Below are 20,881 nucleotides of genomic sequence, written 5' to 3' on the forward strand. Positions count from 1 at the left end.
TCAGCGCCTTTCCTGTCGGGCGATGATGGCGATGCCGGCCAGCAGGAAGCTCAGCGTGGGCAGGGTGGCCGACAGGATGGCGTTCCAGTCGTACAGCAGGCCCAGGTGGCCGAACAGTCGGTTGATGAAGTGGAAGCTGACGCCCAGGCAGATGCCGGCGAACAGCTTGATGCCCAGCTGGCCGTGGCGGCGCTGCTGCGGGGTGAAGGCCAGCGCCACCAGCGCCATCGAAATGCAGGCCAGCGGGTAGAACAGCTTGCTCCACAGCGCGATTTCATAACGCTGCGTCTGTTGCTTGTTTTTCTTCAGGTGCTCGATGTAGGTCAGCAGGTTGAGCGCCGACATCTGCTCCGGCACCACCAGCAGCACCGATAGGATTTCCGGTTCGACGATGGACTTCCATTTCAGCAGCGGATAGGTGCTACTGGAGGTGTGGTCGCGGGACAGCTCGGTTTCCTTGACGTTTTCCAGCTGCCAGCTGCGCTCGTTCTTGAGGAAGGTGCCTTTTTCGGCCAGCCGGGTGCGCACCAGCTTGAAGTCCTGGTCGTAGGTGTAGATGCGCACGCCTAGCAGGGTGTTGTCCGGCAGCATCTCGTGCACGTTGATGAAGTTTTGATTGTCTTTCACCCAGATGCCGGAGCGGAATTCCTGAGCCACCATAGAGTGGGTGGCCGACAGCTTCATGCGTTCCGCCTCCTGCATCGCCCAGGGCGCGGCGAATTCGCCCATCAGGATGGTGAGCACGGCGAAGCCCAGGCCGAATTTGAGCAGGGTGGCGGCAATCTGCTTCAGGGTGACGCCGGAGGTGCGGATCACCGTGTATTCGCTGGAGCTGGCCAGCTGGGTCATCGCCACCATGCCGCCTATCAATACCGCCAGCGGCATCAGCTCATAGGCGTGGCCCGGCACCAGCAGCGCCACGTAGCCGGCCATCACTCTGACGGTGTAGGTGCCGGTGCCCAGATTGGGCACTTCGCCCAGCAGGTCGAAAAAACCGTACAGGCCCAGCAGGGCCAGCAGGGTGAACAGGGTGGACTGGGTCAGCGTGCTGACGATGTAGCGGTGGATGAGTTTCATCGGAAAGGTCTGTCAGTTTTTACCGAGCATCTGGCCCAGCGACTGGCCAAACGGAACTTGTGGCCGGTCGCGGTGCTTGAGCAGCAACACCGCCAGCAACAGCATCAGCAAATGGACCACCGCCACCGCCCATATGCCGGTTTTGCCTTGCGTGATCCAGTTGCGAGCGACAGTCAGCCCGTTTTGATAAATGAAGAACGCCAACAGCGCAAACAGCAGGTTGTAGGTATGGCCGCTGCGCGGGTTGTAGTAGGACAGCGGCAGCGCCAGCAGCGCCAGGATGATGCAACTGATCGGCATCGACAGCCGCCACGCCAGCTCGGCCTGGTATTCCGGATTGCTGTTGCCCAGCAACTGGCGGCTGGGAATGGACTGGCGGTTGCTGGCCGGCCCGGTGATCGCCTGGCCTTCGCCTATGCTGGCGGTATAGCGTTTGAATTCGCTGACCTGGTAATCGGCTTTGCCGGGGTCGCCGACATAGCGCTGGCCGTCTTCCAGCACCAATACCCGTTCGCCGTCCGGCTTGGTGGAAATATAGCCATGCTTGGCGAAAACGGTGCTGACTTTGCCGTCGGTCATGTCCTGCATGAAAATATTGGTGGCGGCGCTGTGCAGGCCGGAATAATTTTCAATGAAGTAAACCTTGGTGGAGGAGGCGGATTCCTTGAACACGCCAGGCGAGATGGCGGAGATCTCTTCCCGACGTTTGATGATTTCCGCGTAATCCTGGCTGCGCTGGTCGGCCCAGGGCCCGACGAACAGCGTGACGCCGGCGATCAGCACCGCCAGCGGCAGGGTAAAGCGCATGATTGGCCAGATCCAGTCGCGCAGCGACAGGCCGGAAGACAGCCATACTACCATTTCATGATCGCGCCAGCTGCGGGTGAGCACCACCAGTACGCTGACGAAGACGGTAAGAATCATCAGCACCGGGAAAAAGCCCAGCGTCCAGAAGCCGATCAGCGCGGTGACCGCCTCGTTGGCGATCTGGCCTTCCGCTGCGCGGCCCAGCAGGTTGATTGCCTGAGTGGAGACGATGATGGCCAGCAACACGACGAATACACCTAGCGCGGTGAAAGTCAATTCGCGTGTCAGGCTTTTTTGAAAAACCATTTATTCAGTGCCTTTTTGACTTTTTATGAAAAGCATTGTGATAATTCGATGAGACAATTCTGAAGCGCCATTTCCGGCAAATTTGGACCATTACAACAATCCTGCGTTCACCGGCGGCTTGAACGCCCGTCTTCCCCGAGCTTAGACGGCCGTCATTAAGGTGGAGCAACTGACACTCGTTCTACAGCGGAGTACTTATGGAATTTAACATAAAAAGCGGCAGCCCGGAGAAGCAGCGCGTGGCCTGCGTGATCGTAGGCGTGTACGAATCGCGCAAGCTGACCTTTGCCGCCGACCTGCTTGATCGCATCTCCAACGGCTTCATCAGCGATGTGATCCGCCATGGCGATATGGAGGGCAAACTGGGCAGCACGCTGGTGCTGCATTCGGTCCCGCATACGCTGTGCGACCGCGTGATGCTGGTGGGATTGGGCAAGGAGCGCGATTTCCGCGCCAAGGAATACCGCGAGGCGGTGCGCAGCTCGATCAAGGCGCTGACCCAGACTTCCGCCGGCGAGGCCGTCAGCTACCTGTCCGAATTGACTGTCAAGAAACATGATGTCGAGTGGATGATAGAACAGGCCGCCGTAGTGACTCTGGATGTGCTGTACCGCTTTGACCGCTTCAAGAGCAAGTCGGACGAACCGGTGCGCGAGCCGCGCAAGCTGACGCTGGCGGTGCCGCGCCGCAGCGACCTCGCGGATGGCGAAAAGGGCCTGCAGCGCGGCCTGGCCATCGGCAACGGCATGAGGCTGGCCAAGGATTTGGGCAATCTGCCGCCGAACGTCTGCACGCCGACCTATCTGGGCGAGGAAGCGCTCCGGGTGGCGCAGGCCTTCGGCTCCGCGGCTGAAGTGCTGGGGCCGAAGGAAATCGCCGAGCTGGGCATGCATTCCTTCCTGTCGGTGGCCAAGGGCAGCGTGGAAGAGGCCCGCCTGATCGTGCTGAAGCACCAGGGCGCCAAGGACAAGAACGACAAGCCAATCGTGTTGGTGGGCAAGGGTATCACCTTCGACTCCGGCGGCATCTCGCTGAAGCCGGGCGAGGGCATGGACGAGATGAAGTACGACATGTGCGGCGCCGCCACCGTGCTGGGCGCCTTCCGCGCCGCGGTGGAAATGAACCTGCCGCTTAATATCATCGCCATCGTGCCGGCCTGCGAGAACATGCCCAACGGCAACGCGGTGAAGCCGGGCGACATCGTCACCTCGATGTCCGGCCAGACCATCGAAGTGCTGAATACCGACGCCGAAGGCCGCCTGATCCTGTGCGACGCGCTGACTTACGCCGAGCGCTTCAGTCCGTCCACCGTGATCGACGTCGCCACTCTGACCGGCGCTTGCGTGATCGCGCTGGGCCATATCGCCACCGGCCTCTACAGCAACCAGGACAGCTTGGCGCGTGAGCTCTTGGCCGCCGGCGAGGAGGTGGCCGACCGCGCCTGGCATATGCCGCTGTGGGACGAATACCAGGAACTGTTGAAGAGCCCGTTTGCCGACATGGCCAATATCGGCGGTCGGCCGGGCGGCAGCATCACCGCCGCATGCTTCCTGTCGCGCTTCGCCAAGGCCTACGACTGGGCGCACCTGGATATCGCCGGCACCGCCTGGAAGGGTGGCAAGGACAAGGGCGCCACCGCGCGTCCGGTGCCTCTGCTGGTGCAGTTTCTGCAGGATCGCGCCGATATCGCGCTGGGCAATGTGGTGCGCCGAGGCCGGCCGCGTCGCGAGACGCCTGAAGTGGTAGAAGATGACCAGGATTGATTTTTACACCAACGTCGCCGATCCGCAGGCTTTTGCCTGCAGATTGGCGGATACGGTGCAGCGCAAGCGGGAACGGTTGCTGATCTGGCTGGATAGCGAACGCAGCGTCGAAGTGTTCAGCAACCGCTTGTGGAGCCACGGCGATACCCGTTTCGTGCCGCATTGCCGGCTGGAGGCCGCGGAGGCGGGGGTGACGCCAGTCTGGCTGACCGCCCGCCTGCCGGACGATCTGGCGCACCCGGTGCTGCTGAATCTGGGGCCGGAGCTGCCCTATGCAATTGAACGGTTTGAGCGCATTCTTGAGATCGTGGGACGGGATCCGGCCTCGCTGGCAACCGCCCGCGAGCGTTTCCGTGCCTACCGTGAGCATGGCTGCGCGATCGAACATCACGACATGAGTCAAACGCCATCATGACTGAGTCGCCGAAAGCCAACGACGATGACTGGATGGGTCTGAATCTACCGATTCTGACCGATGTGGTGGAAGAGCCCGCCGTGCCTGTTCTGGCGGAAGAAGAGCCGGCCGCGGCGGTGGAAATTCCCGAGTTCGACTTTTCTTCCGAACTGGATGTGCTGGCCGCCGAGCTGGATGACGAGGCTGAACTGGAGATACCGGAACTGACGCTGGCCGATCTGCTGGACGGCGAGCAGGAGGCCGGTCCCGCATCGACTGCGGAGCTCGACTTCATCAGCGCCTTGCCTTCGCTGGAATTGGCGGATGCCGATCTGTTGGCGGAGCCGGCCGGCGGGCTGGATTTTGTGCTGCAGCCGCGCGAACCGGTCCAGCCCGAGCCGGAGTCCGATCAGGATGGGTTGGCGGCGCTGATGGCCATGGCGCAAGCGTCTGCTGATGAAGAGGCGGTCGCAGGCTCTGTCGCGGCGGAGGTTAAGCAGCCGGTGGTCGAGCCTGTCGACGCGCCGGCGTTGCCGGCTGTCGCCCAGGCGGAATCGTCGGATCTGAGCTGGGAAGACGTGGTGGTGGCGGCCTCGCAGGCGCCGGAATCCGCCCTTGCCGAGCCCATGGCTCTGGATCAGGTTGCGCTGTCGACCGATGAGCGTTTGCCGGAGCGGACCAATGTTCCAGTTGCTCCGCCCCCTCCGGTTTTTACCTCCATCTCTATCGATAGCCTGCCCAGCGGTGTGCTGGGCGGCGGCGTCGGCCGCGAACCCGAGCCGGCTGACAGCGGGCTGGGGTGGCTGTCCACGCTGCCCAAACCGGAAGCGCCATCGTTGGAGCAGGGGCAATGGAAGGCCGAGGCCGATCTGCCGCTTGAGCCCGGCGTTCCGGTTTTGGATGATGCGTTGCCAGTGCCTGAGGTTGCCGGGGTCGAGCCTGCGATTGAGTCGCAACTAGCGGCCCGGCCGGAGATCGCGGACGTTCCGCTTGTGGATGACGAGCTGCCGGTGCTGGAGGTTGTTGAGCCTGAGCTTGCGCCGGAGTTGGCGGAGTTTGACCGCAAAATGGCGGGAGATGCCGTCGGGTCCGAATCCGAGATTGAACCGAAATTGGCCGCCGAGGCCGCCCATCCCGAGGCTGTGGATATTCCGGTTGTGGATGACGAGCTGCCGGTGCTGGAGGTTGTCGAGCCTGAGCTTGCGCCGGAGTCGGCGGAGTTTGACGGTCAGATGGCGGGAGATGCCGTCGGGTTCGAATCCGAGATTGAGCCGAAATTGGCCGCTGAGGCCGCCCATCCCGAGTCTGTGGACATTCCGGTTGTGGATGACGAGCTGCCGGTGCTGGAGATTGTCGAGCCTGAGCTTGCGCCGGAGTTGGCAGAGTTTGACCGCCAAATGGCGGAAGATGCCGCCGCATTGTCCGAGCTCGAGCCCGCGATTGAGCCGCAACAGGCTGTTCAGACCATTGAGCTGGAGTTGGCGGGCATCCCGGTTATGGATGCGGAGCTGCCGGTATCGGACGCCGCCGAACTTCAGTCTGTATCGGAATCGGAGGATTTTGCCAGCCTGACGACAGAAAATGCGGTTGTCGAGCTTGAGGATCAAACGGTTCCGCAAGCCGTGGCTGTGCCGCCTGAGGCAGAGGAAACGCTTGAGCAGCCAATGGCGCCGGCATTATCCGCGCCGGTGCCGCCTGAGCATGTTCCGAGTGTTTTGGACGGCCACGCCGGGGAAGAGGATCTACCGGCCTTGTCAGGCTTGTTGGGCAATAAGGCGGCGTCCATGCATGGGGCCTTTGAGCCGCTTGCCGCGATAGAGCAGCCGCTGCAATCTGCCGCTTCCATGGATGCCGGCCCGGTTTCGGTGGTGAAGATCGCTTCGATGGCGGCGGCCGGCAGCGTAGGCCGTATCCAGGGCGCGGCTTCCCCATTCGACGAGCAGGCGTTGTTCAACTCCCTGTACGAGCAGATGCTGCCGCGGATGAAAGTGGAGCTGTCGCTATGGTTGCAGGAGGCGGTGGAGGTTCAGGCCAAGCAGATGTTGTCCGGGATGATGCATCAGTTGAAGGAAGACTACGAAATGTTGTTTGGCGACGCGCTGAAGGAAAGCCTGCGTCAGGCTTTGGACGATGTTGGTTCGTCCAGGAAGGATGAGGATGGGCATGGCTGACAGATTGTCGAATATCGTCACCCGCACCGGAGACGATGGCAGCACCGGATTGGGCGATGGCAGCCGCGTGGCCAAGAATAGCGCCCGCATCCAGGCTTTGGGCGATGTGGACGAGTTGAACTCGGTGATGGGCGTGTTGTTGGCGGAAGCGCTTCCAGAACCGTTGGCGCAGTGGCTGCTGGAGGTTCAGCATGATCTGTTCGATCTGGGATCGGAGCTGGCCGTACCCGGCTACCAGGCCATTTCCGACTCCCATGTCCAGGCGCTGGAAAGCCTGGTGGCTTTTATGAACGAAGAGTTAGGACCGTTGCGCGAATTCATTCTGCCTGGCGGTTTGCGTAGCGCCGCGCTGGCGCATCAGGCGCGCTCGGTTTGCCGGCGCGCGGAGCGGGCGGTGGTGACGCTGGCGGGGGAGGAGGGTATCTCTGACGCCTTGCGCCGCTACCTCAATCGCCTGTCGGACTTCCTGTTTGTGCTGGCGCGCTATCTGAATCGTCAGGGCGGAGTGCCGGACGTGCTGTGGCAGGCAGGGCGCAAGAAGTAAGCCGTACGCGTTTGGCGGGGATTTTCGAAAGGGAGGGGCAGTTATCGCCTCTCCCTTTTGATTGAGGTTGACTGCGAATTTCGGATACCAAGCGTAGTCAGATAAACTGATATGCGGAGGTGTCCATGTACAAAATCCCGAAGCAAAGCTATATCACAGAGTTCAAGCAAGAGACGATCCGGTTGATTGAGACCAAAGGCAGGTCTCCCGCCCACGTCGATCGAGATCTCGGCATTGCCGAGCAGATTCAGCAACTGGCGCAAGGCCAGCAAGGCCGGTAAATTAGCGGCCGGAAATGGTAAAGCCATCATGCCGGAGCGGATGGAGCGCTCCAGCCGGAGAGCCGAGAATGCCAGGCTCAAAGTGGAGCTAGAAATCCTGGAAAAAGCCACGGACTACTTCGCCGCCGCTTAGCTGGGGCGGCAGGCTGCTGATAGTTGCCCAGTAGCAGGGCAACCAGCTCATCCGGAATGGCATGTTTCTTGGTAGACATGTGGATTCCAGACTAAGCGACAGTTTCCTGCCAAATGCCTGTTTATACAAAACTCTGTACAGGCTTGCTGATTTGTGTGGCAAAGTCTTTCTAATGGTCATGGCAACGGTGGTAGTCATAACCGTTGTCTACATGCAGTTTGTAAGGCTTTTGCCTAGCACGCCCTGGCATGGCAGGAATCGCAGCGATCAAAGCTTCGAAGATCATAAAGTCCTGTTGATTGGGACCGGTGTGGCAGTACCAAGTCACCAGAAGAGGCCGCCCGACAACTTACCGCCCGGGACTGACATCAATAACTCGAAGGTGTTGCCTTCTGTATGGCCGGTATTGGCCTTATAAAACAAACTAGGAACCATGACTTGGCTCTGCGGCGTGTCCACTTGGGGTAAAACCTTTTTCAGGCGCTCTATGTCCAGTTGATCGCCCTGGAACAGCAGAGCATCGGCTCCTACCTTGTCCAGCAGCCCCGCAACCCATGTCGGCGAACCTGGCTCATCGGTTCTCGCTTCCGGTATTGCCGGAATGACTCGATTCGCGGCAAACGACCCGTTGACCAACGGCTGGAGCAAATCCGCTAGGTAGGCAACATCGCGATGATTGGGGCGATACGCAAACACCTCTTGTGCCAGCGCCTGAAAATCTAAAGGAACAAATGGCCGAAACCAATTATCCTTTTCAGTCATCATTTGCTCTTCCTCAGACCGGAAAATGCCTGATACATCATCAATATCCTCACTTTTCGGTTCTAGAGTGTCATCATTAATGAGCACGCGAATACGCCGTCCAGTGCATCCGTACATGGTCAATTCTCCCAAAAGGCCACATATCGCCACATTGCGAGCGTAGCTAGCCAAGCATTCGATGCTTGCTCAATGGTAGTCTGTGCGGAACCACACTTAGACCCGCTAACAAAACCTCTTGATGCCGGATACGTATGCCCGCATCTAGTGAAGATGAAACGGAAAGTCGTCAGTCAGAAGCTCTGGAAGTCATTGCAGCCGCTACTCCCTCCGCCACCTCGCTCCCGCCGGGGTGGGCGGCCACGGTTGGATGATTTTGCTGCCCTCAACGGCATCTTGTTTGTTCTCACTACCGGCATTCCTTGGGAGGACCTCCCACAGGAACTCGGTTTTGGCAGCGGGATGACCTGCTGGAGAAGGCTGCGGGATTGGCAAGCGCTAGGCATTTGGGATCGCCTACATCTAGCCCTGCTGACACAACTGCGCCAACACCATCAAATTGATTGGAGCCGGGCCAGCATTGATGGGGCTAGCGTTGCCAGCCCCCGGGGGGCCAAGAGACCGGTCCCAACCCCACCGACCGAGGGAAATGCGGCAGCAAACGGCACATCATCGTAGATCGCCGAGGTCTACCACTGGCGCTGAGCATGACCGGCGCCAATCGGCACGACTCCATGGTCTTCGAAACTTTGGTCGATGCGACTCCTGCCGTTCCTGGCTTGCCAGGACGGCCCAGACAAAAGTCTTACAAGCTGCATGCTGACAAAGGCTATGACTACCGCCGTTGCCGTGCACACCTGAGCCGACGCGGAATCTTGGTGCGAATTGCTCGGCGCGGGGTGGAAAGCAGCGAGAGACTAGGTCGCCACCGCTGGGTGGTAGAACGTACCCATTCTTGGCTAGCTGGCTTCGGGAAATTGCGCATCCGCTTCGAGCGGCGGCTGGATACGCATTACGCCTTGCTCAAGCTGGCTTTCTCATTGATCTGTCTGCGATTTATCGACAGGTTTTGTTAGCGGGTCTAAGTAGGGGGTGTCACTTGAGCATTGGTACGCATGCGGGCAGGTATCGACCCGAAGCTGTCGTGATCAATTTGGATCAGGAAGCGACGGCGGTGATCTATATGGCAATTGTAAAATTGGGGTTGTTATATGGGCGAGACTATGACGAACTTGTTGAAGATATGGTTTTTGGGTGTGACAATAGACGTCTGCAATATTAATTGATATACGAGCCGCGTGCCTGTATAAAAAACTGTTGAGGGTTGTACATGCTAAAGCTAATCTCAGTCATTCTGGTAATATTAGGTTGCTTCTCAAGCGCTCAAGCTAGTGATAAGACCATGTCTAGTGCTGATTCAGGCATAAATTCCTTTTTTATTCGAGGGGATGAGGCTGTATATGAAAAAGTAGAAAGAAGATTTATAGATGCCGCTAAAAACTCTCAAGATGATGAGCTCATTAAGCTAATATCACCCTTAACAAAAAGAGACAGTTCTGAAATTGAATTGAAGAGTTTTGCTGCATCAATGAAGGAATATTTTTCCGACTATGCATCAGATCTAAAATGTAAATCCATTGTTCCAAACAAAGACGAGTATGGAAATGTTGGCTTCTTCTTTTATAATGCTTTCAAGAGAAAGAACGGCAGTGGTAGGGCATATGTTATGGCGCTGATTAAGGAGAAAGACGAGGTCTATGTAGCGACTGTTTTTCGGAAATTTGATGAAAGGTATCATGAACGCTGCAGAGAAAAACTCTAACTCGTTGCTGTAGTGAACGTGTCGCCAAAAAGCACCGTACCCTGTCTTAAGTTTTTTCTTTAATATCAGTAATCTAAATTGCTGCGGCCATTCATCTTTTCGCTTTTTGGCACCTCGAAAACCCCGGTTTTCGTCAAAAATTACTGCGTAAGCCATTGGTTTTGTTATGTGGAATTTTTGAAGGTTAAGGGTTTTCGAGGTGCCCTTTATTGAGTCCGAGAACGGCTGGAACTGGCCGAGAACAGTCTACCGCCAGGTCGCTGCGCTATCGTTCCTGAGCTTGGCAAATTCTGATGGCTCAATATAGGTGTGTGGGTTTTGGGCATCCAGGAAGTCTGCCCACCATTGCATCATCAATCGACGCTCGGACAGATATTCGGCTTTGTGAATGTAGGCGGCGCGCACGCTGTTGCGCTCGACGTGGCTCATCTGGCGCTCAATCGCACGCTCAATCGCATCCTTGGACCACAGGCCGGATTCATTCAGTGCTGAGCAAGCCATGGTGCGGAAGCCGTGGCCACAGACATCGGCCTGCGTGTCGTAGCCAAGATTGCGCAGGGATTTGTTTATCGTGTTCTCACTCATGGGCTTGGTGACATCGCTATTGCCGGCAAAGATCAGCTCAAAGCGGCCTGTCAGCGGGTGGATCTCTTGCAGTACGGCCAGCGCCTGGCGGGACAAGGGAACAACATGCGCGGTCTTCATCTTGGTGCCGCGATTGGAGTAGCGCACGCCCTCGATGGCTTCGCGCGTGGGGGGGATAGTCCAGATGCCGCGCTCGAAGTCGATTTCCCCCCACCTGGCCATGCGCAGCTCGCTGGAGCGCAGGAAGGTCAGCAGAGTAAGCCGCAGGGCTGCGCGGGTCAGTAGGCGGCCATGGTAGTTGTTTATGCGGTCTACCAGCTCTGGAAGCTGGTTCAGGGGTAGGGCCGCGCGGTGCTGCTTCTCCGGTACGATCAGCGCGCCCTGCAGGTCAAGCGCCAGGTTGGTGCTGATGCGGCCGGTCTGCACGGCGTAGCGCATCACGGCGACGAGGTGCTGCTGCAGCCGGCCGGCGACGTCCAGAGAGCCGCGCGCTTCGACTTTGCGCAGGACCACTAGCAGGTGGTGGGTCTTGAGGGCATCAACCGGCTCGCTGCCGATGTGGGGGAACACATCCATCTCGAAGCGGCGGAGTATCCGGGTGGCGTGATCTGGAACCCATTTCGCCAGGTTCTTGTGGTGCCACTCTCTTGCCACGGCCTCTAGGCTGTTTTTCGTCGAGACATGCGCCAGCCTCTTGGCCTCGGCCCTCTCTTTGCTTGGGTCCTTGCCATCGTCTTGCAATCGCTTGGCCGCATCTCTGGCTTCCCGCGCCTCTTTCAGCCCCATTTGGATGGTTGACGGCAGTGGCGCGCCTTTTTCGTCGTACTGGGTAGGGCCGCAGTAGACGCCTATGGCGAGCAGCTTTTCCTTGCCGGCCAGGTAGTCGCGCCAGCGCCAGTATTTTGCGCCGTTAGGGTGGACCCAAAGGAACAGCCCGCCGCCATCGGCTTTCTTGGTAAGTTTTTCGGCGGGTTGGATGTGCTTCACAGTCTGGGCGGTCAGGGCCATCGGGGTATCTCAAAAATCGAACTGGATGATGCCCCGAAATATCCCCTGCTTTTGCGCTGGAATCCATGAGACGGCCTTGGACGGTCCTGGAAATGAAAAAGCCCGCAGAGCTAATGTCTGCGGGCTTTTTCGGTATTCCCTGGAACTCCTGGGAATGAATCTTGGTGCCGGCGGCAGGAATCGAACTCGCGACCCCCTGATTACAAGTCTTTGGTTTTTGAGGGTTCTTCTGATTGACTAAGATTGATCGACGGCTCAAAATCATTGCCTGTAAAGGATTTAAGCCATTCGACTAAGAGTGCGGAGTGGTTTGAGATGGATCGTGATAGATCCTTTCTGCGTACATAGTGCGTACAAATTTTCCGTTCATACAGGTGCGCCATGTCTAGGAACAAGTTCACCATCAAGTTTATCGAAGAGGCGGTTGCGCCGGCAGGCAAGGCACAAGTTTTCTTTTGGGACAGCGAGGCGCCTGGGTTGGGGTTGCGGGTCAGTAGCTCGGGAAGTAAGGCCTTCATCTTTCAAAGTAGAATCCACGGTGAGGTCTTGCGCATCACCATCGGAGACATCAAGACTTGGCGTCTTGATGGACCGACTGGTAGTCAAGAAAACAATGCCCGTAAGGAAGCGCGGCGTTTACAAACGCTGTGCGATGCGGGAGTTGATCCTAGGCAGGAGAAGCTTGAGAAAAAGGCCATCGCGCAAGCTAAGAAGCAGGCCAAGCAAAGGGAGAAGATCACCGTCGCAGAAGTTTGGCCCTGTTATGTCGAGGCCAATGCGGGGAGATGGAGCGCCAAGCATTTACTGTCGCACCAAGAGCTTGCCACGGCAGGTGGCGAAAAAAAGAAGCGTGGCAAGGGCGAAAGAGTGGCGGGGCCGCTGGCGAGCTTGATGACGCAACGTTTGGTAGATGTTACCTCCGAGTTGTTGTCGGAGTGGGCGAAACAAGAAAGCGCGAAACGGCCAACGGCCACAGCACTGTCGTTCCGAATATTCCGAGCCTTCCTCAACTGGTGCGATGAACAGCCAAAATGGGCAGGTCTTGTTCCTGGTAATGCCCATCGCGCCAAACAGGTGCGCATGCAGATCCCAAAGCCAAAAGCTAAGCAAGATTGCCTGCAAAAGGAACAGCTAGCCTCTTGGTTTGCCGCGGTTAAACAGATCGACAACATTGTCATTTCTGCTTATCTGCAAGCGTTGCTGCTTACCGGGGCTAGGCGGGAGGAGTTGGCGGAGCTTAAGTGGACAGATGTTGACTTTAAGTGGAATAGTCTCGTTCTGCGGGACAAAGTGGAAGGCGAGCGCATCATACCGCTGACAGAATACGTTTCCAGCCTAATGCAAAATCTTCCAAGAAGAAACGAATGGGTGTTCAGCAGCGATAGAAGCAGCAGTGGCCGTATTACCGAACCCCGCATTGCCCACAAGGCGGCATTGAAAGATGCCGGCTTGCCGGATCTTAGCCTGCATGGTCTACGCCGTTCCTTTGGGACTTTGGCGGAGTGGGTGGAGTGTCCCACCGGCGTGGTGGCTCAAATCATGGGGCATAAGCCTAGCGCTACAGCAGAAAAGCATTATCGGCGACGGTCTCTTGATTTGTTGCGCCACCACCATGTTCGGATTGAAGGCTGGATACTGGAGCAAGTCCAACGGTGAGGCTGCTGTGGGAATGTAAACGGATGCCTCGAAAATTCCCCATTTCCGTCAAATAAAGTAGGATACGATATTGATTTTGTGAAGCAAGAATTTTTTAGGATTCAGGTTTCGAGAGGCTCACAAAAGGCACATGGCTTGATGGTGGGGGAGCAGCTTTGAACATACAGTCCAGTCAGCCTTGTTGATACCATTGCTTGGGCTGTATGTTTGTCTAGTTTTTGCTTTTATCTTCAAAAATAACCACGTTTTATTTTCTTTCTAATTTCATCGTAATATTTACTTATTGTTACTTCATCGATGGCAGATATTCTAGAAAGGCATTCTAATTCTCCTTTGATGCTTGAAATTGCTTTTTGGACAGATCCGAGCTTATTTTTTTCATCCCAGCACATTAATCCTATTAGGGCAGGTTTGATTTGGTTTTTCTTTAAAAGCGGACCTATTCTGATTGTGTTATTTCTAAATCTTTTACGATTATTTTTAAGGAGTGCATCAATTTCACTGAGATTTCCTGTGCTTAAATTATCAATCAATTTATTCGAGAAATCATGTTCTTCAAAGTAATTAATTATTTTCTTCAATAAATCTGTATTTATAATACCGTCGTTGAGAAGGGAGGTTAGTTCGGTAAGTCGATTTTTAGGATCCATTGGGCCTAGTTTTTGGCAAATTAAGTCCCATTTTGTTGGTATCGCTGGTAGTACTTTAAAATTAACAATTGAAGTAGCTTCCACTTGAAATCCATCTTCATCAGGCACCACGGCTGAGGAAATACCCCCAAAATCTCCTAACCATTCATTCTTTCTTCTCTGAGCTGAGTTTGTTACGTGGGTCCACCACGCATACACTTTTGGAATGTCTGTTTTCACGGCTACAAGATTTATAGGGTATTCTTGTAGCAGTTGACAGGATTGGATAAGTTCTCTCAATTCATTGGAGAATTTATCTAGCAACATGCGGAGAAGAGGTCCAAGCTTTTCTTTTTTTTCTAAATGTTCAATCGGTCCGCAGTGGCGCTCTACTGCATACTTGAGTCCGCATCTAGATTGGACTGCATAAAATATGGTTTCAGCAATTTGATAATCTAGTGCAGTGAATTCTATTGTATCAGGTTGCTTTTCAATTTCTTCTTTTATAGAGTACAGTCTTTTGATAGGGATTGGGTTTAATTCAAGTTCGTGACGTAGTTTAATTTCAAATGTTAAAAAGCTAGTAAGTTGCTCCATTACAGTTGAATCAATTTTTTTTACCATTGTGCTGATAATTTCGCTGCTATGCTTAATGGTATTTTTGGGCAAGTGCTGCGCTAGCGTGTTGTCTAGCAACACTTCAGCATTAACGTCTTTAATTTTATTCTCGAAGATCATGATTGTTGTTCGATCTGGAATGTCGATCATCTGCTCCAGATTACAAAAGCGTCTGAAACTTATCCGATCGAGTAATTCGCCTTCAATCTGTTCATCTGATAGGTTATACAGTCGTTTAACAATAAGAATCCGCACCATCATTTCGGTTGGGTATGGGGGGCGAGCCCTCTGGGAACTGAAATTTGGGGATAGCAGCTGTTCGACCTTCATCGACAAGTCGGCGAGGTCGATGCGCATTTCAATCTCGGAAAGCGGACCAGCCAAGGGGGCAATTTTCTGCTTAGGCTGGTCAGTCGTGAATTGGTCATTCGTGAAGGTGTTGCGATGCTTCATCAAATAAAGCCTTATTAGGGTCCTATTAAGGAAATTGTAATTCTATCCATAACGCGGTTTTGAGGTGGGATAGTGGCACATTCAACCCCCTGCATTATTTATTTTGCATAAATCACAAATGCTAGGAAAAGTCAATGCCATTTTGATGGGGCGGTGTAAATGGGGGTGCCAAGTATGTGCTCGTCGCCTCATGATTCGCCACGGGTCTGCAAAACCTATCAGTTCACCGCAGGCCTATGGCAATCCACATGCTATGTTGCGATTGCTCTCGTCAACCCTTAGCAGCACAACCGTGGGCACTCATGGTCACCGTACTGCTCGGACAGGAGCTTCTGAATGACTCTTAATACGCTTCCCATCCCTCGCACATTGAGCACGGGGGAGTTTGCACAAGCTATCGGCTTGCAGCCGCAAACTATTCGTAAGACTTACTCCAAAAACGGGCATGCTCTGGGCATTCGCCCCAAGAAGCTTCCCAACGGCAAGCTCCGCTGGTTGGAAGAGGATATTGTACGCCTGCTGAAGGGAGATGCTGTATGAATATTCAATCAAGGCAAGCAACGTCGCCCTATCGCTCGTTTCCGGACAAGATCTTCCAGGCGGCATGGGCCGTACATCAAAAGACCCAAGCTCCGCTGTCGATGGCGCTCACGTTGGCTCTTGGTGTTACATCCGAAGCGGTGCAAGCCCTGGCCAGCGTGCAGATCCCTGAAGGTCCACACTGTCTGCTCTCTAACTGGGTGTTGATCATTGCGGACAGTGGCGAAGGTAAGTCTCCCGTCATGAACATGCTGCGCAAACCCATCACGATCTTTGAAGAGCAGCAATATCAGGCATACCAAACTGCTATGGAGCAGTACCGGGTGGCGCAGCAGACATGGAAACTGGCGAAGGACGAATACGAGAAGGCCTATCGCAAAGCTGTAAGGGAGCAAGTTTGCATGGAACGCTATGAAAATCAGCTGAGCGAGCATATGAAACGGGAGCCTAGGCGCCCCAGGCAGCTCAAACTGACCTACCCCGATGCGACGCCCGAGGCCTTCTTGCGCGGCTTGTCCGAGAACTGGCCCCATGCCAGTCTGGTCAGCGATGAGGCCTCTGTCTTTCTGAATGGCCACATGGCGAACGGTTTGGCGGAGCTGAATCAGCGCTGGGATCCTCAGCCGCTCTCGATTAGCCGTGCTTCATGGGACAAGCCGCTTTATGTCCAGGATCCTAGGGTGATGTTGCTCTGGGCAATCCAGCCCGGCCCACTGGCCAAATATTTGGCTCGTCGTGGCAATGAAGCGCGTGAGCTTGGCACCACAGCCCGCTTCTTGGTGTGCCAGCCGGACAGCCAGCAAGGTCAGCGCAATGTGTTTCCTAGGGAAATTAACATGGAGGGCCTGACAGTATTCCATCACCGGATCACTGAACTGTTAAAGGCCAGTATGACAGCGGATGGGGAGCCTAACACAGAAAAGCAGACGCTTACGTTCAGCCCGGAAGCGGCAATCCGCTACCACCGATTTCGCCAAGAGGTAGAAGAGGAGCTCGGTGAAGGTGGCTCCCTGGAAAGGGTCAAGGACTATGGGGCAAAGCTGGCCCGCCATGCTGCCAGGATTGCTGGGGTGTTCGAATTTTTCGAGACGGGTAGTCACGTTATCCACCTGGAAACACTGGAGCGTGCCATCGAAGTGATGATCTGGTTCGCCAAAGAGTACATCCGTGTGTTTGTTCCGCCGCCGGAACCGCCGCAAGAGGAACAGGATGCGGATACCTTGCTGCCTTGGCTTGAGAAATTCGCCAAGAGAAAAAACAACCGCTACCTGGTACAGAACGAGGTACTGAGAATGGTAACCCCCGCGTACCTGCGCAATATCCTGCGATTGCAACGTGCTTTGCATGTGTTGGAGCTTCGTCAAAAGCTCAGCGTGAATGAATATCAATTTAGAATGATGGTGATTGATCTGGAGCCACACCTCTGGGAAAGCCGCTATTTCCTTAATCGGGCGCTTGACGAGTACCGGAACTCTCGGCGGAAAAATAAGATACCGTTCCACCAACTCACCTTCCGTCAAAACCCTTAAACCCAGCGATCTTTGCGACCGGGTAGCAATGATCGCTGGATCCTCTGACCTCATCTTCTCGCACCACCCAGCCAGCCGCCCCAAGCGGCTGGTCTTTTTTTGGGTGCGCCCGGCAGGGCGCGTTGCACTCACACGCAACTGGAATGGCTGTGGTGGTCACTGGTGCAAGTCCTCTACCGGCCCTGCCAGGGGACAGTTAGCCGGACGGCAAGGGTGACGACCCTCCTGGAAGGCAAACTGCGACTGAAGGTGAATGCCGAGAAAAGCGCGGTGGCGCGGCCCTGGGAGCGCACGTTTCTGGGGGTATGGCTTTACGTGGCACAAGTCGATGCGGGGGCGTGTCACCTGAACGAAGCCTACTCGAAGCGCTGGTTTGATCGATTGGGCCTGGTTTCACTGCTAGACAGCCAGCGGCGCTTTCAGCGTGTTCGATGAACCGCCGTATACGGAACCGTACGTACGGTGGTGTGGGAGGGCGGCGGGCGCGAACCCGACTCCTACCTGATCTTCACATCTAGGCTGTCGCCTTCTGCACGGAACCACCGCGACCTCCCTCACCCAAAACAGCGGGCATAAAAGCCACATTCCATTTGGAGGTAGATTTGAGGAGCGGCGTTGATCTGCGAATTAATTTTTTTTTAGTTCTGATAAAGTATTGACGCCCCAGCTGCCCGGCGATTTAATTTCTCCAACACGCACATAAAAAAGGAGATTTACGCATCACTAACACATCACTACAACCCTAAAAAAGGAGAGTTTCAACAATCACCGACCTGAAATAACTCTGTATATCTATGAAAGGACAAATAAAGGAAAAATCCAAAGCTGTGCCGATGATAATTTATTCATGAACACCAGATTTCAAGCGCTATCGCGTCCGTTAAATTCTGGTATATGTTTATTATTAGATTTCAATTATTTATTATTTATCAAACTCATTCGCTAAATTAATCAATAGGCTTTGTTGGTTTGCTTGTATTTGCTCACTCATCCTTTGCCAACTATTCATTGCTTTACTAGGAGATCCACACTCTAGCCCATCACCCATATACCTATTACGAAGGAGTGAAAACCACGTACAGATAATTTTTACAATCACCTATAACTGCTATAGAGATAGCGAATGGGGAAGGCATGCACACGACTGCTTCGACAGATTACACAAGCGCCTTACGACTTATCCAGTGCCTAGAGCAGGCAGGCTACAAGCGTTTGATGGTTATTCGGGTAGACTTCATGATGAGGTCAGATTATCAGCACAGCACCTCTATCTTGAATATTCAGTCCTACAGGAAGCATCTTTGGAATAACCGACGTGGCAAACCTGCTATCTTTCGGCATTGTTTAGGCTATGTATGGGGAATGGAGTACACCGCAGAGGCGGGTTATCACTATCACTGCTTGTTCTTATTTGATGGTGATTACGTACAGGCTGATACGTACTACGGTGATCAGATCGGTGAGTATTGGAAGTTTATTACCGGCGGCAAAGGGAGCTATCACAATTGCAACAGTGAGAAGGATAAATACCAACACTTGGGCATTGGCAGGATACGTTTAAACAACGCAGAAGAACTCGGCAATCTTTGTCGTTATGTTATTCCATACCTTGCCAAAGACGACCGCCAAGTACAATCTGCCATTCAACTTGATGTGGCCGCAATGGGATTGATGCGGATTAAGGTCCGTACATTTGGCTGTAGCAACAACTTGAAATTGTGATGGGTTACATGGGTGGAACAGATTGTTCTTGACCTGTATGAAATGGTTCGAGTAAATGGTGCTCTTTACTGTCAGTGGGCACTGTTGCACTGATCTGGAAGCGATGGAGCGGCTACCATCGCCGCAGCCGGGTGGAAGTCAAAATGGGTTGCTTCAAACGGTTGGGTGAAAGGGTGACGGCCCGGTGCTTGATGGTCAGTGGCACCACGATGCCGCTTCCGGAAGGGGGCGTCCACTTCATTAACAGCGCCCCCATGAACACATGAGTCATTCCGCCTCAGGGATCACCAAGCGAATCTCCACGCGACGCTGGCGGGCGTCTTCGGGAGGAATACCAGCGAGTGGTTGGGAATCGCCGAAACCGGCCACGACAATACGCTTGGCATCAGTTTTCTGAAGATCGGATGTTAGTAGTTTTCTGGCTTCGCGGGCACGAGCGGCCGAGAGTGTGTAGTTATCGTCATAGACTGTGCAATACGTGGAGAAATCTGTCACTGGTCGCGTGACAGGGCGGCTGTCAGTATGCCCCTCTACATACACTTGACCCTCGGGAATGTCATGCAGGAAGCTGGTTAACTTCCGTCTGATATTTTCCAGTGCGGGTTGCGAGGCAGTGGTAATACAAGCACTGCCCCGATTGAAAATACCGTCACGCAGAGTAATTTTCTTAGCAGCAGTATCCAGCGTCACCATGTCCTTGCCCGAGGATTGAGAGAGAGAGGTCGACAGTTCGCCCAGCAACTGACTCAGCTTTTGTTGGCGTGGGTCTTTAACCTGAGCCAATCGCGCCATTTCCTGCTTCTGGACAACAGCGATCACCAGCAACAACATCACCACCGCCATCACGCCGGCCATCAGGTCAGAAATGGCGATCCATTCGCTGGGCTTGTCTTTCATGTGGTTGCCTCATTAGCTGCGCTCTGTCGCATCAAACCTTGTAGAAGGATTTCGATGCTACTGATCTTCTGAACGACTTCTTGACGTATGTCGCTATCCTCTCGATTGGAGATGCTTTCCAAAATAGGTACCTGGTTTTCCAGGCGTTTGCCAATACTGTCGAGATTCTTGCCAATACCGACCATCCGTTGCCCCACCTCTGCAACCGAACTCATGCCGCTGGTAATGTCCTTGCCAAGCTGCTCCGTCATCTGAGTCGTGGTTTCAATATTCTCGTTTAACGTTTGGGTGGAATTGGTGAACTCGATAGACGCTTTCTTTTGTAGATCCAGCGCTGTACCGATTGATGCTTCCACCTTGTTCATGGTGTCTTTAACATCCTCAGACAATTCACTCAAGGCGCTGGAAATTTCTTTCGTGGCGCTATTCAGCTTCTCGCTGCCTTCCTTCATAGTGGCGGACGAACGCTCACTCATTGTCTCGATAGCACTTCCGAGATCCTTTCGTACCTTGTCGAGTACTTCCTTGAATTCACTGCCGAATTCATCAACCACATTTTCCAGACCCTTTGCTGCCAAGGATACTTGGTTGGAGCCCTCCACCATTTCCTTTGCTGCATCGGCCATTTGCTGAACGATCTGCTGGGTGCCTTGTGTAAAGCCGGTAAGGGCGTTGCTGGAAATCAGACTCGTTTCCTGGATCTGCGTCAGTGAGGCATTGATTTCACCCTGCATCCGTGTGATTGTGTGATTAATCACACCTGCTAGTTTTTGCTGGCGCTGGCCAGCATCAACGAGTGCGGTCTCAACACCTTCAATGATGTGTACTGATGCTTGGGTAATGCACTCGAATAATTCTTGTTGTTTTCGTTTTTCCTCAGCTAAGCACGCGCCGAGCAGCGTGTCGGCTTCGTCGAAAAACAATAGCGCACCTTCTGTAGCTGCGGCGGTGAAGGCTCCGCTGATGTTTTTGGCCGTTTCGCCGACAAATTTGCTTTCGAGCTCGGCTATGCCGAGGTGGATGTAAGGCAGTCCGAGTGTTCCGGCCAGAGCTTCAGCGGCCAGCGTTTTGCCGGTACCGGGTGGTCCGTAGAAATTGAGGATCATGTTACGGCCCATCGGGTCGACGCTACCAAACCCCCAATCGGAATAGATGGTCTTGTGATGGCGCATCGCGCCAATAGCCTC

The 20,881-nt window shown here is 54.5% G+C and carries 19 protein-coding genes and 1 pseudogene; 13 read left to right on the forward strand and 7 right to left on the reverse strand.

Going from position 1 to position 20,881, the window contains the following annotated elements:
- On the reverse strand, positions 1–1,077 hold the full coding sequence (gene lptG / locus BI347_RS17850) for an LPS export ABC transporter permease LptG (protein ID WP_071113267.1): 1,077 nt from the start codon (positions 1,075–1,077) through the stop codon (positions 1–3).
- A gap of 12 nt (positions 1,078–1,089) precedes the next feature.
- Complete coding sequence (gene lptF, locus BI347_RS17855) at positions 1,090–2,190, reverse strand: LPS export ABC transporter permease LptF (protein ID WP_071113266.1); 1,101 nt, start codon at positions 2,188–2,190, stop codon at positions 1,090–1,092.
- A 197-nt stretch (positions 2,191–2,387) separates the two neighbouring features.
- Between lptF and BI347_RS17860 the strand changes: the two genes are divergently transcribed.
- The 5 genes from BI347_RS17860 to BI347_RS24040 all read left to right on the forward strand — a co-directional run bounded on the left by BI347_RS17860 (position 2,388) and on the right by BI347_RS24040 (position 7,343).
- Entirely contained in the window at positions 2,388–3,953 is a 1,566-nt protein-coding gene (locus BI347_RS17860) for a leucyl aminopeptidase (RefSeq protein WP_071113265.1), read from the forward strand.
- Positions 3,940–4,368, forward strand: a complete 429-nt coding sequence (locus BI347_RS17865) for a DNA polymerase III subunit chi (protein WP_071116612.1) — start codon at positions 3,940–3,942, stop codon at positions 4,366–4,368. The genes BI347_RS17860 and BI347_RS17865 overlap by 14 nt, the downstream gene beginning before the upstream one ends.
- Positions 4,365–6,518, forward strand: coding sequence for a hypothetical protein (locus tag BI347_RS17870; protein ID WP_071116613.1), 2,154 nt, complete (start codon positions 4,365–4,367; stop codon positions 6,516–6,518). Before BI347_RS17865 ends, BI347_RS17870 begins: the two co-directional genes overlap by 4 nt.
- A complete protein-coding gene (locus BI347_RS17875; RefSeq protein WP_071113286.1) occupies positions 6,511–7,062 on the forward strand; it encodes a cob(I)yrinic acid a,c-diamide adenosyltransferase in 552 nt (183 codons plus the stop codon). The genes BI347_RS17870 and BI347_RS17875 overlap by 8 nt, the downstream gene beginning before the upstream one ends.
- Positions 7,063–7,187: 125 nt before the next feature.
- Positions 7,188–7,343, forward strand: coding sequence for a hypothetical protein (locus BI347_RS24040; protein ID WP_158020812.1), 156 nt, complete (start codon positions 7,188–7,190; stop codon positions 7,341–7,343).
- 457 nt (positions 7,344–7,800) lie between these two features.
- Here BI347_RS24040 and BI347_RS17880 read toward each other — a convergent pair whose 3' ends face one another.
- Positions 7,801–8,355 (reverse strand): hypothetical protein, encoded by a 555-nt coding sequence (locus BI347_RS17880; protein ID WP_139167252.1) that lies wholly within the window; start codon positions 8,353–8,355, stop codon positions 7,801–7,803.
- A 153-nt stretch (positions 8,356–8,508) separates the two neighbouring features.
- On the opposite strand from BI347_RS17880, the gene BI347_RS23020 reads away from it, so the two are divergent.
- Both BI347_RS23020 and BI347_RS23700 read left to right on the forward strand, forming a co-directional pair.
- Positions 8,509–9,311, forward strand: a protein-coding gene (locus BI347_RS23020; RefSeq protein WP_101686151.1) for an IS5 family transposase whose coding sequence is annotated in 2 segments (ribosomal slippage) — positions 8,509–8,836 and positions 8,836–9,311 — 804 coding nt in all. Because the reading frame shifts where the segments join, the coding sequence is not laid out codon by codon here.
- Positions 9,312–9,565: 254 nt separating this feature from the next.
- The gene (locus BI347_RS23700) at positions 9,566–10,057 is read left to right on the forward strand and encodes a hypothetical protein (RefSeq protein WP_139167253.1); all 492 of its coding nucleotides are present in this window, start codon (positions 9,566–9,568) and stop codon (positions 10,055–10,057) included.
- Between the two features lie 246 nt (positions 10,058–10,303).
- On the opposite strand, the gene BI347_RS17885 is transcribed toward BI347_RS23700, so the two are convergent.
- The gene (locus BI347_RS17885) at positions 10,304–11,650 is read right to left on the reverse strand and encodes a tyrosine-type recombinase/integrase (protein ID WP_071116615.1); all 1,347 of its coding nucleotides are present in this window, start codon (positions 11,648–11,650) and stop codon (positions 10,304–10,306) included.
- Between the two features lie 381 nt (positions 11,651–12,031).
- Between BI347_RS17885 and BI347_RS17890 the strand changes: the two genes are divergently transcribed.
- Positions 12,032–13,306: a tyrosine-type recombinase/integrase gene (locus BI347_RS17890; RefSeq protein ID WP_083339024.1), complete on the forward strand. Its 1,275-nt coding sequence runs from the start codon at positions 12,032–12,034 to the stop codon at positions 13,304–13,306.
- A gap of 230 nt (positions 13,307–13,536) precedes the next feature.
- Here BI347_RS17890 and BI347_RS24865 read toward each other — a convergent pair whose 3' ends face one another.
- A complete protein-coding gene (locus tag BI347_RS24865; RefSeq protein WP_083339025.1) occupies positions 13,537–15,006 on the reverse strand; it encodes a transposase in 1,470 nt (489 codons plus the stop codon).
- 336 nt (positions 15,007–15,342) lie between these two features.
- Here BI347_RS24865 and BI347_RS17895 point away from each other — a divergent pair, with 336 nt between their 5' ends.
- The 5 genes and pseudogenes from BI347_RS17895 to BI347_RS23320 form a co-directional block, all read left to right on the forward strand.
- Positions 15,343–15,546: a MerR family transcriptional regulator gene (locus BI347_RS17895; protein ID WP_071116617.1), complete on the forward strand. Its 204-nt coding sequence runs from the start codon at positions 15,343–15,345 to the stop codon at positions 15,544–15,546.
- Positions 15,543–17,075 carry a YfjI family protein gene (locus BI347_RS17900; RefSeq protein WP_071116618.1) on the forward strand — a complete coding sequence of 511 codons (1,533 nt, stop codon included), beginning with the start codon at positions 15,543–15,545 and terminating at the stop codon, positions 17,073–17,075. Before BI347_RS17895 ends, BI347_RS17900 begins: the two co-directional genes overlap by 4 nt.
- 213 nt (positions 17,076–17,288) lie before the next feature.
- A complete protein-coding gene (locus tag BI347_RS24405; RefSeq protein WP_204378097.1) occupies positions 17,289–17,510 on the forward strand; it encodes a hypothetical protein in 222 nt (73 codons plus the stop codon).
- Between the two features lie 699 nt (positions 17,511–18,209).
- Positions 18,210–18,797, forward strand: coding sequence for a YagK/YfjJ domain-containing protein (locus BI347_RS17905; protein ID WP_071116619.1), 588 nt, complete (start codon positions 18,210–18,212; stop codon positions 18,795–18,797).
- Positions 18,798–18,889: 92 nt separating this feature from the next.
- Positions 18,890–18,982: pseudogene (locus BI347_RS23320) on the forward strand (IS5/IS1182 family transposase); the annotation flags it as partial.
- 82 nt (positions 18,983–19,064) lie between these two features.
- Here the strand turns inward: BI347_RS23320 and BI347_RS17910 are convergent.
- Positions 19,065–19,694 (reverse strand): OmpA/MotB family protein, encoded by a 630-nt coding sequence (locus BI347_RS17910; protein ID WP_071116620.1) that lies wholly within the window; start codon positions 19,692–19,694, stop codon positions 19,065–19,067.
- Positions 19,691–20,866 carry an AAA family ATPase gene (locus BI347_RS24410; RefSeq protein ID WP_204378098.1) on the reverse strand — a complete coding sequence of 392 codons (1,176 nt, stop codon included), beginning with the start codon at positions 20,864–20,866 and terminating at the stop codon, positions 19,691–19,693. The genes BI347_RS17910 and BI347_RS24410 overlap by 4 nt, the downstream gene beginning before the upstream one ends.
- Positions 20,867–20,881: the final 15 nt, after the last annotated feature.

Origin of the sequence: Chromobacterium sphagni, from assembly GCF_001855575.1 — a bacterium.
Taxonomy (GTDB): Bacteria; Pseudomonadota; Gammaproteobacteria; order Burkholderiales; family Chromobacteriaceae; genus Chromobacterium; species Chromobacterium sphagni.

Bases quoted from the DNA above. Each gene is read 5' to 3' on its own strand.
- lptG (WP_071113267.1), bottom strand. From the start codon at position 1,077: ATGAAACTCATCCACCGCTACATCGTCAGCACGCTGACCCAGTCCACC.
- lptF (WP_071113266.1), bottom strand. From the start codon at position 2,190: ATGGTTTTTCAAAAAAGCCTGACACGCGAATTGACTTTCACCGCGCTA.
- BI347_RS17860 (WP_071113265.1), top strand. From the start codon at position 2,388: ATGGAATTTAACATAAAAAGCGGCAGCCCGGAGAAGCAGCGCGTGGCC.
- BI347_RS17865 (WP_071116612.1), top strand. From the start codon at position 3,940: ATGACCAGGATTGATTTTTACACCAACGTCGCCGATCCGCAGGCTTTT.
- BI347_RS17870 (WP_071116613.1), top strand. From the start codon at position 4,365: ATGACTGAGTCGCCGAAAGCCAACGACGATGACTGGATGGGTCTGAAT.
- BI347_RS17875 (WP_071113286.1), top strand. From the start codon at position 6,511: ATGGCTGACAGATTGTCGAATATCGTCACCCGCACCGGAGACGATGGC.
- BI347_RS24040 (WP_158020812.1), top strand. From the start codon at position 7,188: ATGTACAAAATCCCGAAGCAAAGCTATATCACAGAGTTCAAGCAAGAG.
- BI347_RS17880 (WP_139167252.1), bottom strand. From the start codon at position 8,355: ATGTACGGATGCACTGGACGGCGTATTCGCGTGCTCATTAATGATGAC.
- BI347_RS23700 (WP_139167253.1), top strand. From the start codon at position 9,566: ATGCTAAAGCTAATCTCAGTCATTCTGGTAATATTAGGTTGCTTCTCA.
- BI347_RS17885 (WP_071116615.1), bottom strand. From the start codon at position 11,650: ATGGCCCTGACCGCCCAGACTGTGAAGCACATCCAACCCGCCGAAAAA.
- BI347_RS17890 (WP_083339024.1), top strand. From the start codon at position 12,032: ATGTCTAGGAACAAGTTCACCATCAAGTTTATCGAAGAGGCGGTTGCG.
- BI347_RS24865 (WP_083339025.1), bottom strand. From the start codon at position 15,006: ATGAAGCATCGCAACACCTTCACGAATGACCAATTCACGACTGACCAG.
- BI347_RS17895 (WP_071116617.1), top strand. From the start codon at position 15,343: ATGACTCTTAATACGCTTCCCATCCCTCGCACATTGAGCACGGGGGAG.
- BI347_RS17900 (WP_071116618.1), top strand. From the start codon at position 15,543: ATGAATATTCAATCAAGGCAAGCAACGTCGCCCTATCGCTCGTTTCCG.
- BI347_RS17905 (WP_071116619.1), top strand. From the start codon at position 18,210: ATGCACACGACTGCTTCGACAGATTACACAAGCGCCTTACGACTTATC.
- BI347_RS17910 (WP_071116620.1), bottom strand. From the start codon at position 19,694: ATGAAAGACAAGCCCAGCGAATGGATCGCCATTTCTGACCTGATGGCC.
- BI347_RS24410 (WP_204378098.1), bottom strand. From the start codon at position 20,866: ATGCGCCATCACAAGACCATCTATTCCGATTGGGGGTTTGGTAGCGTC.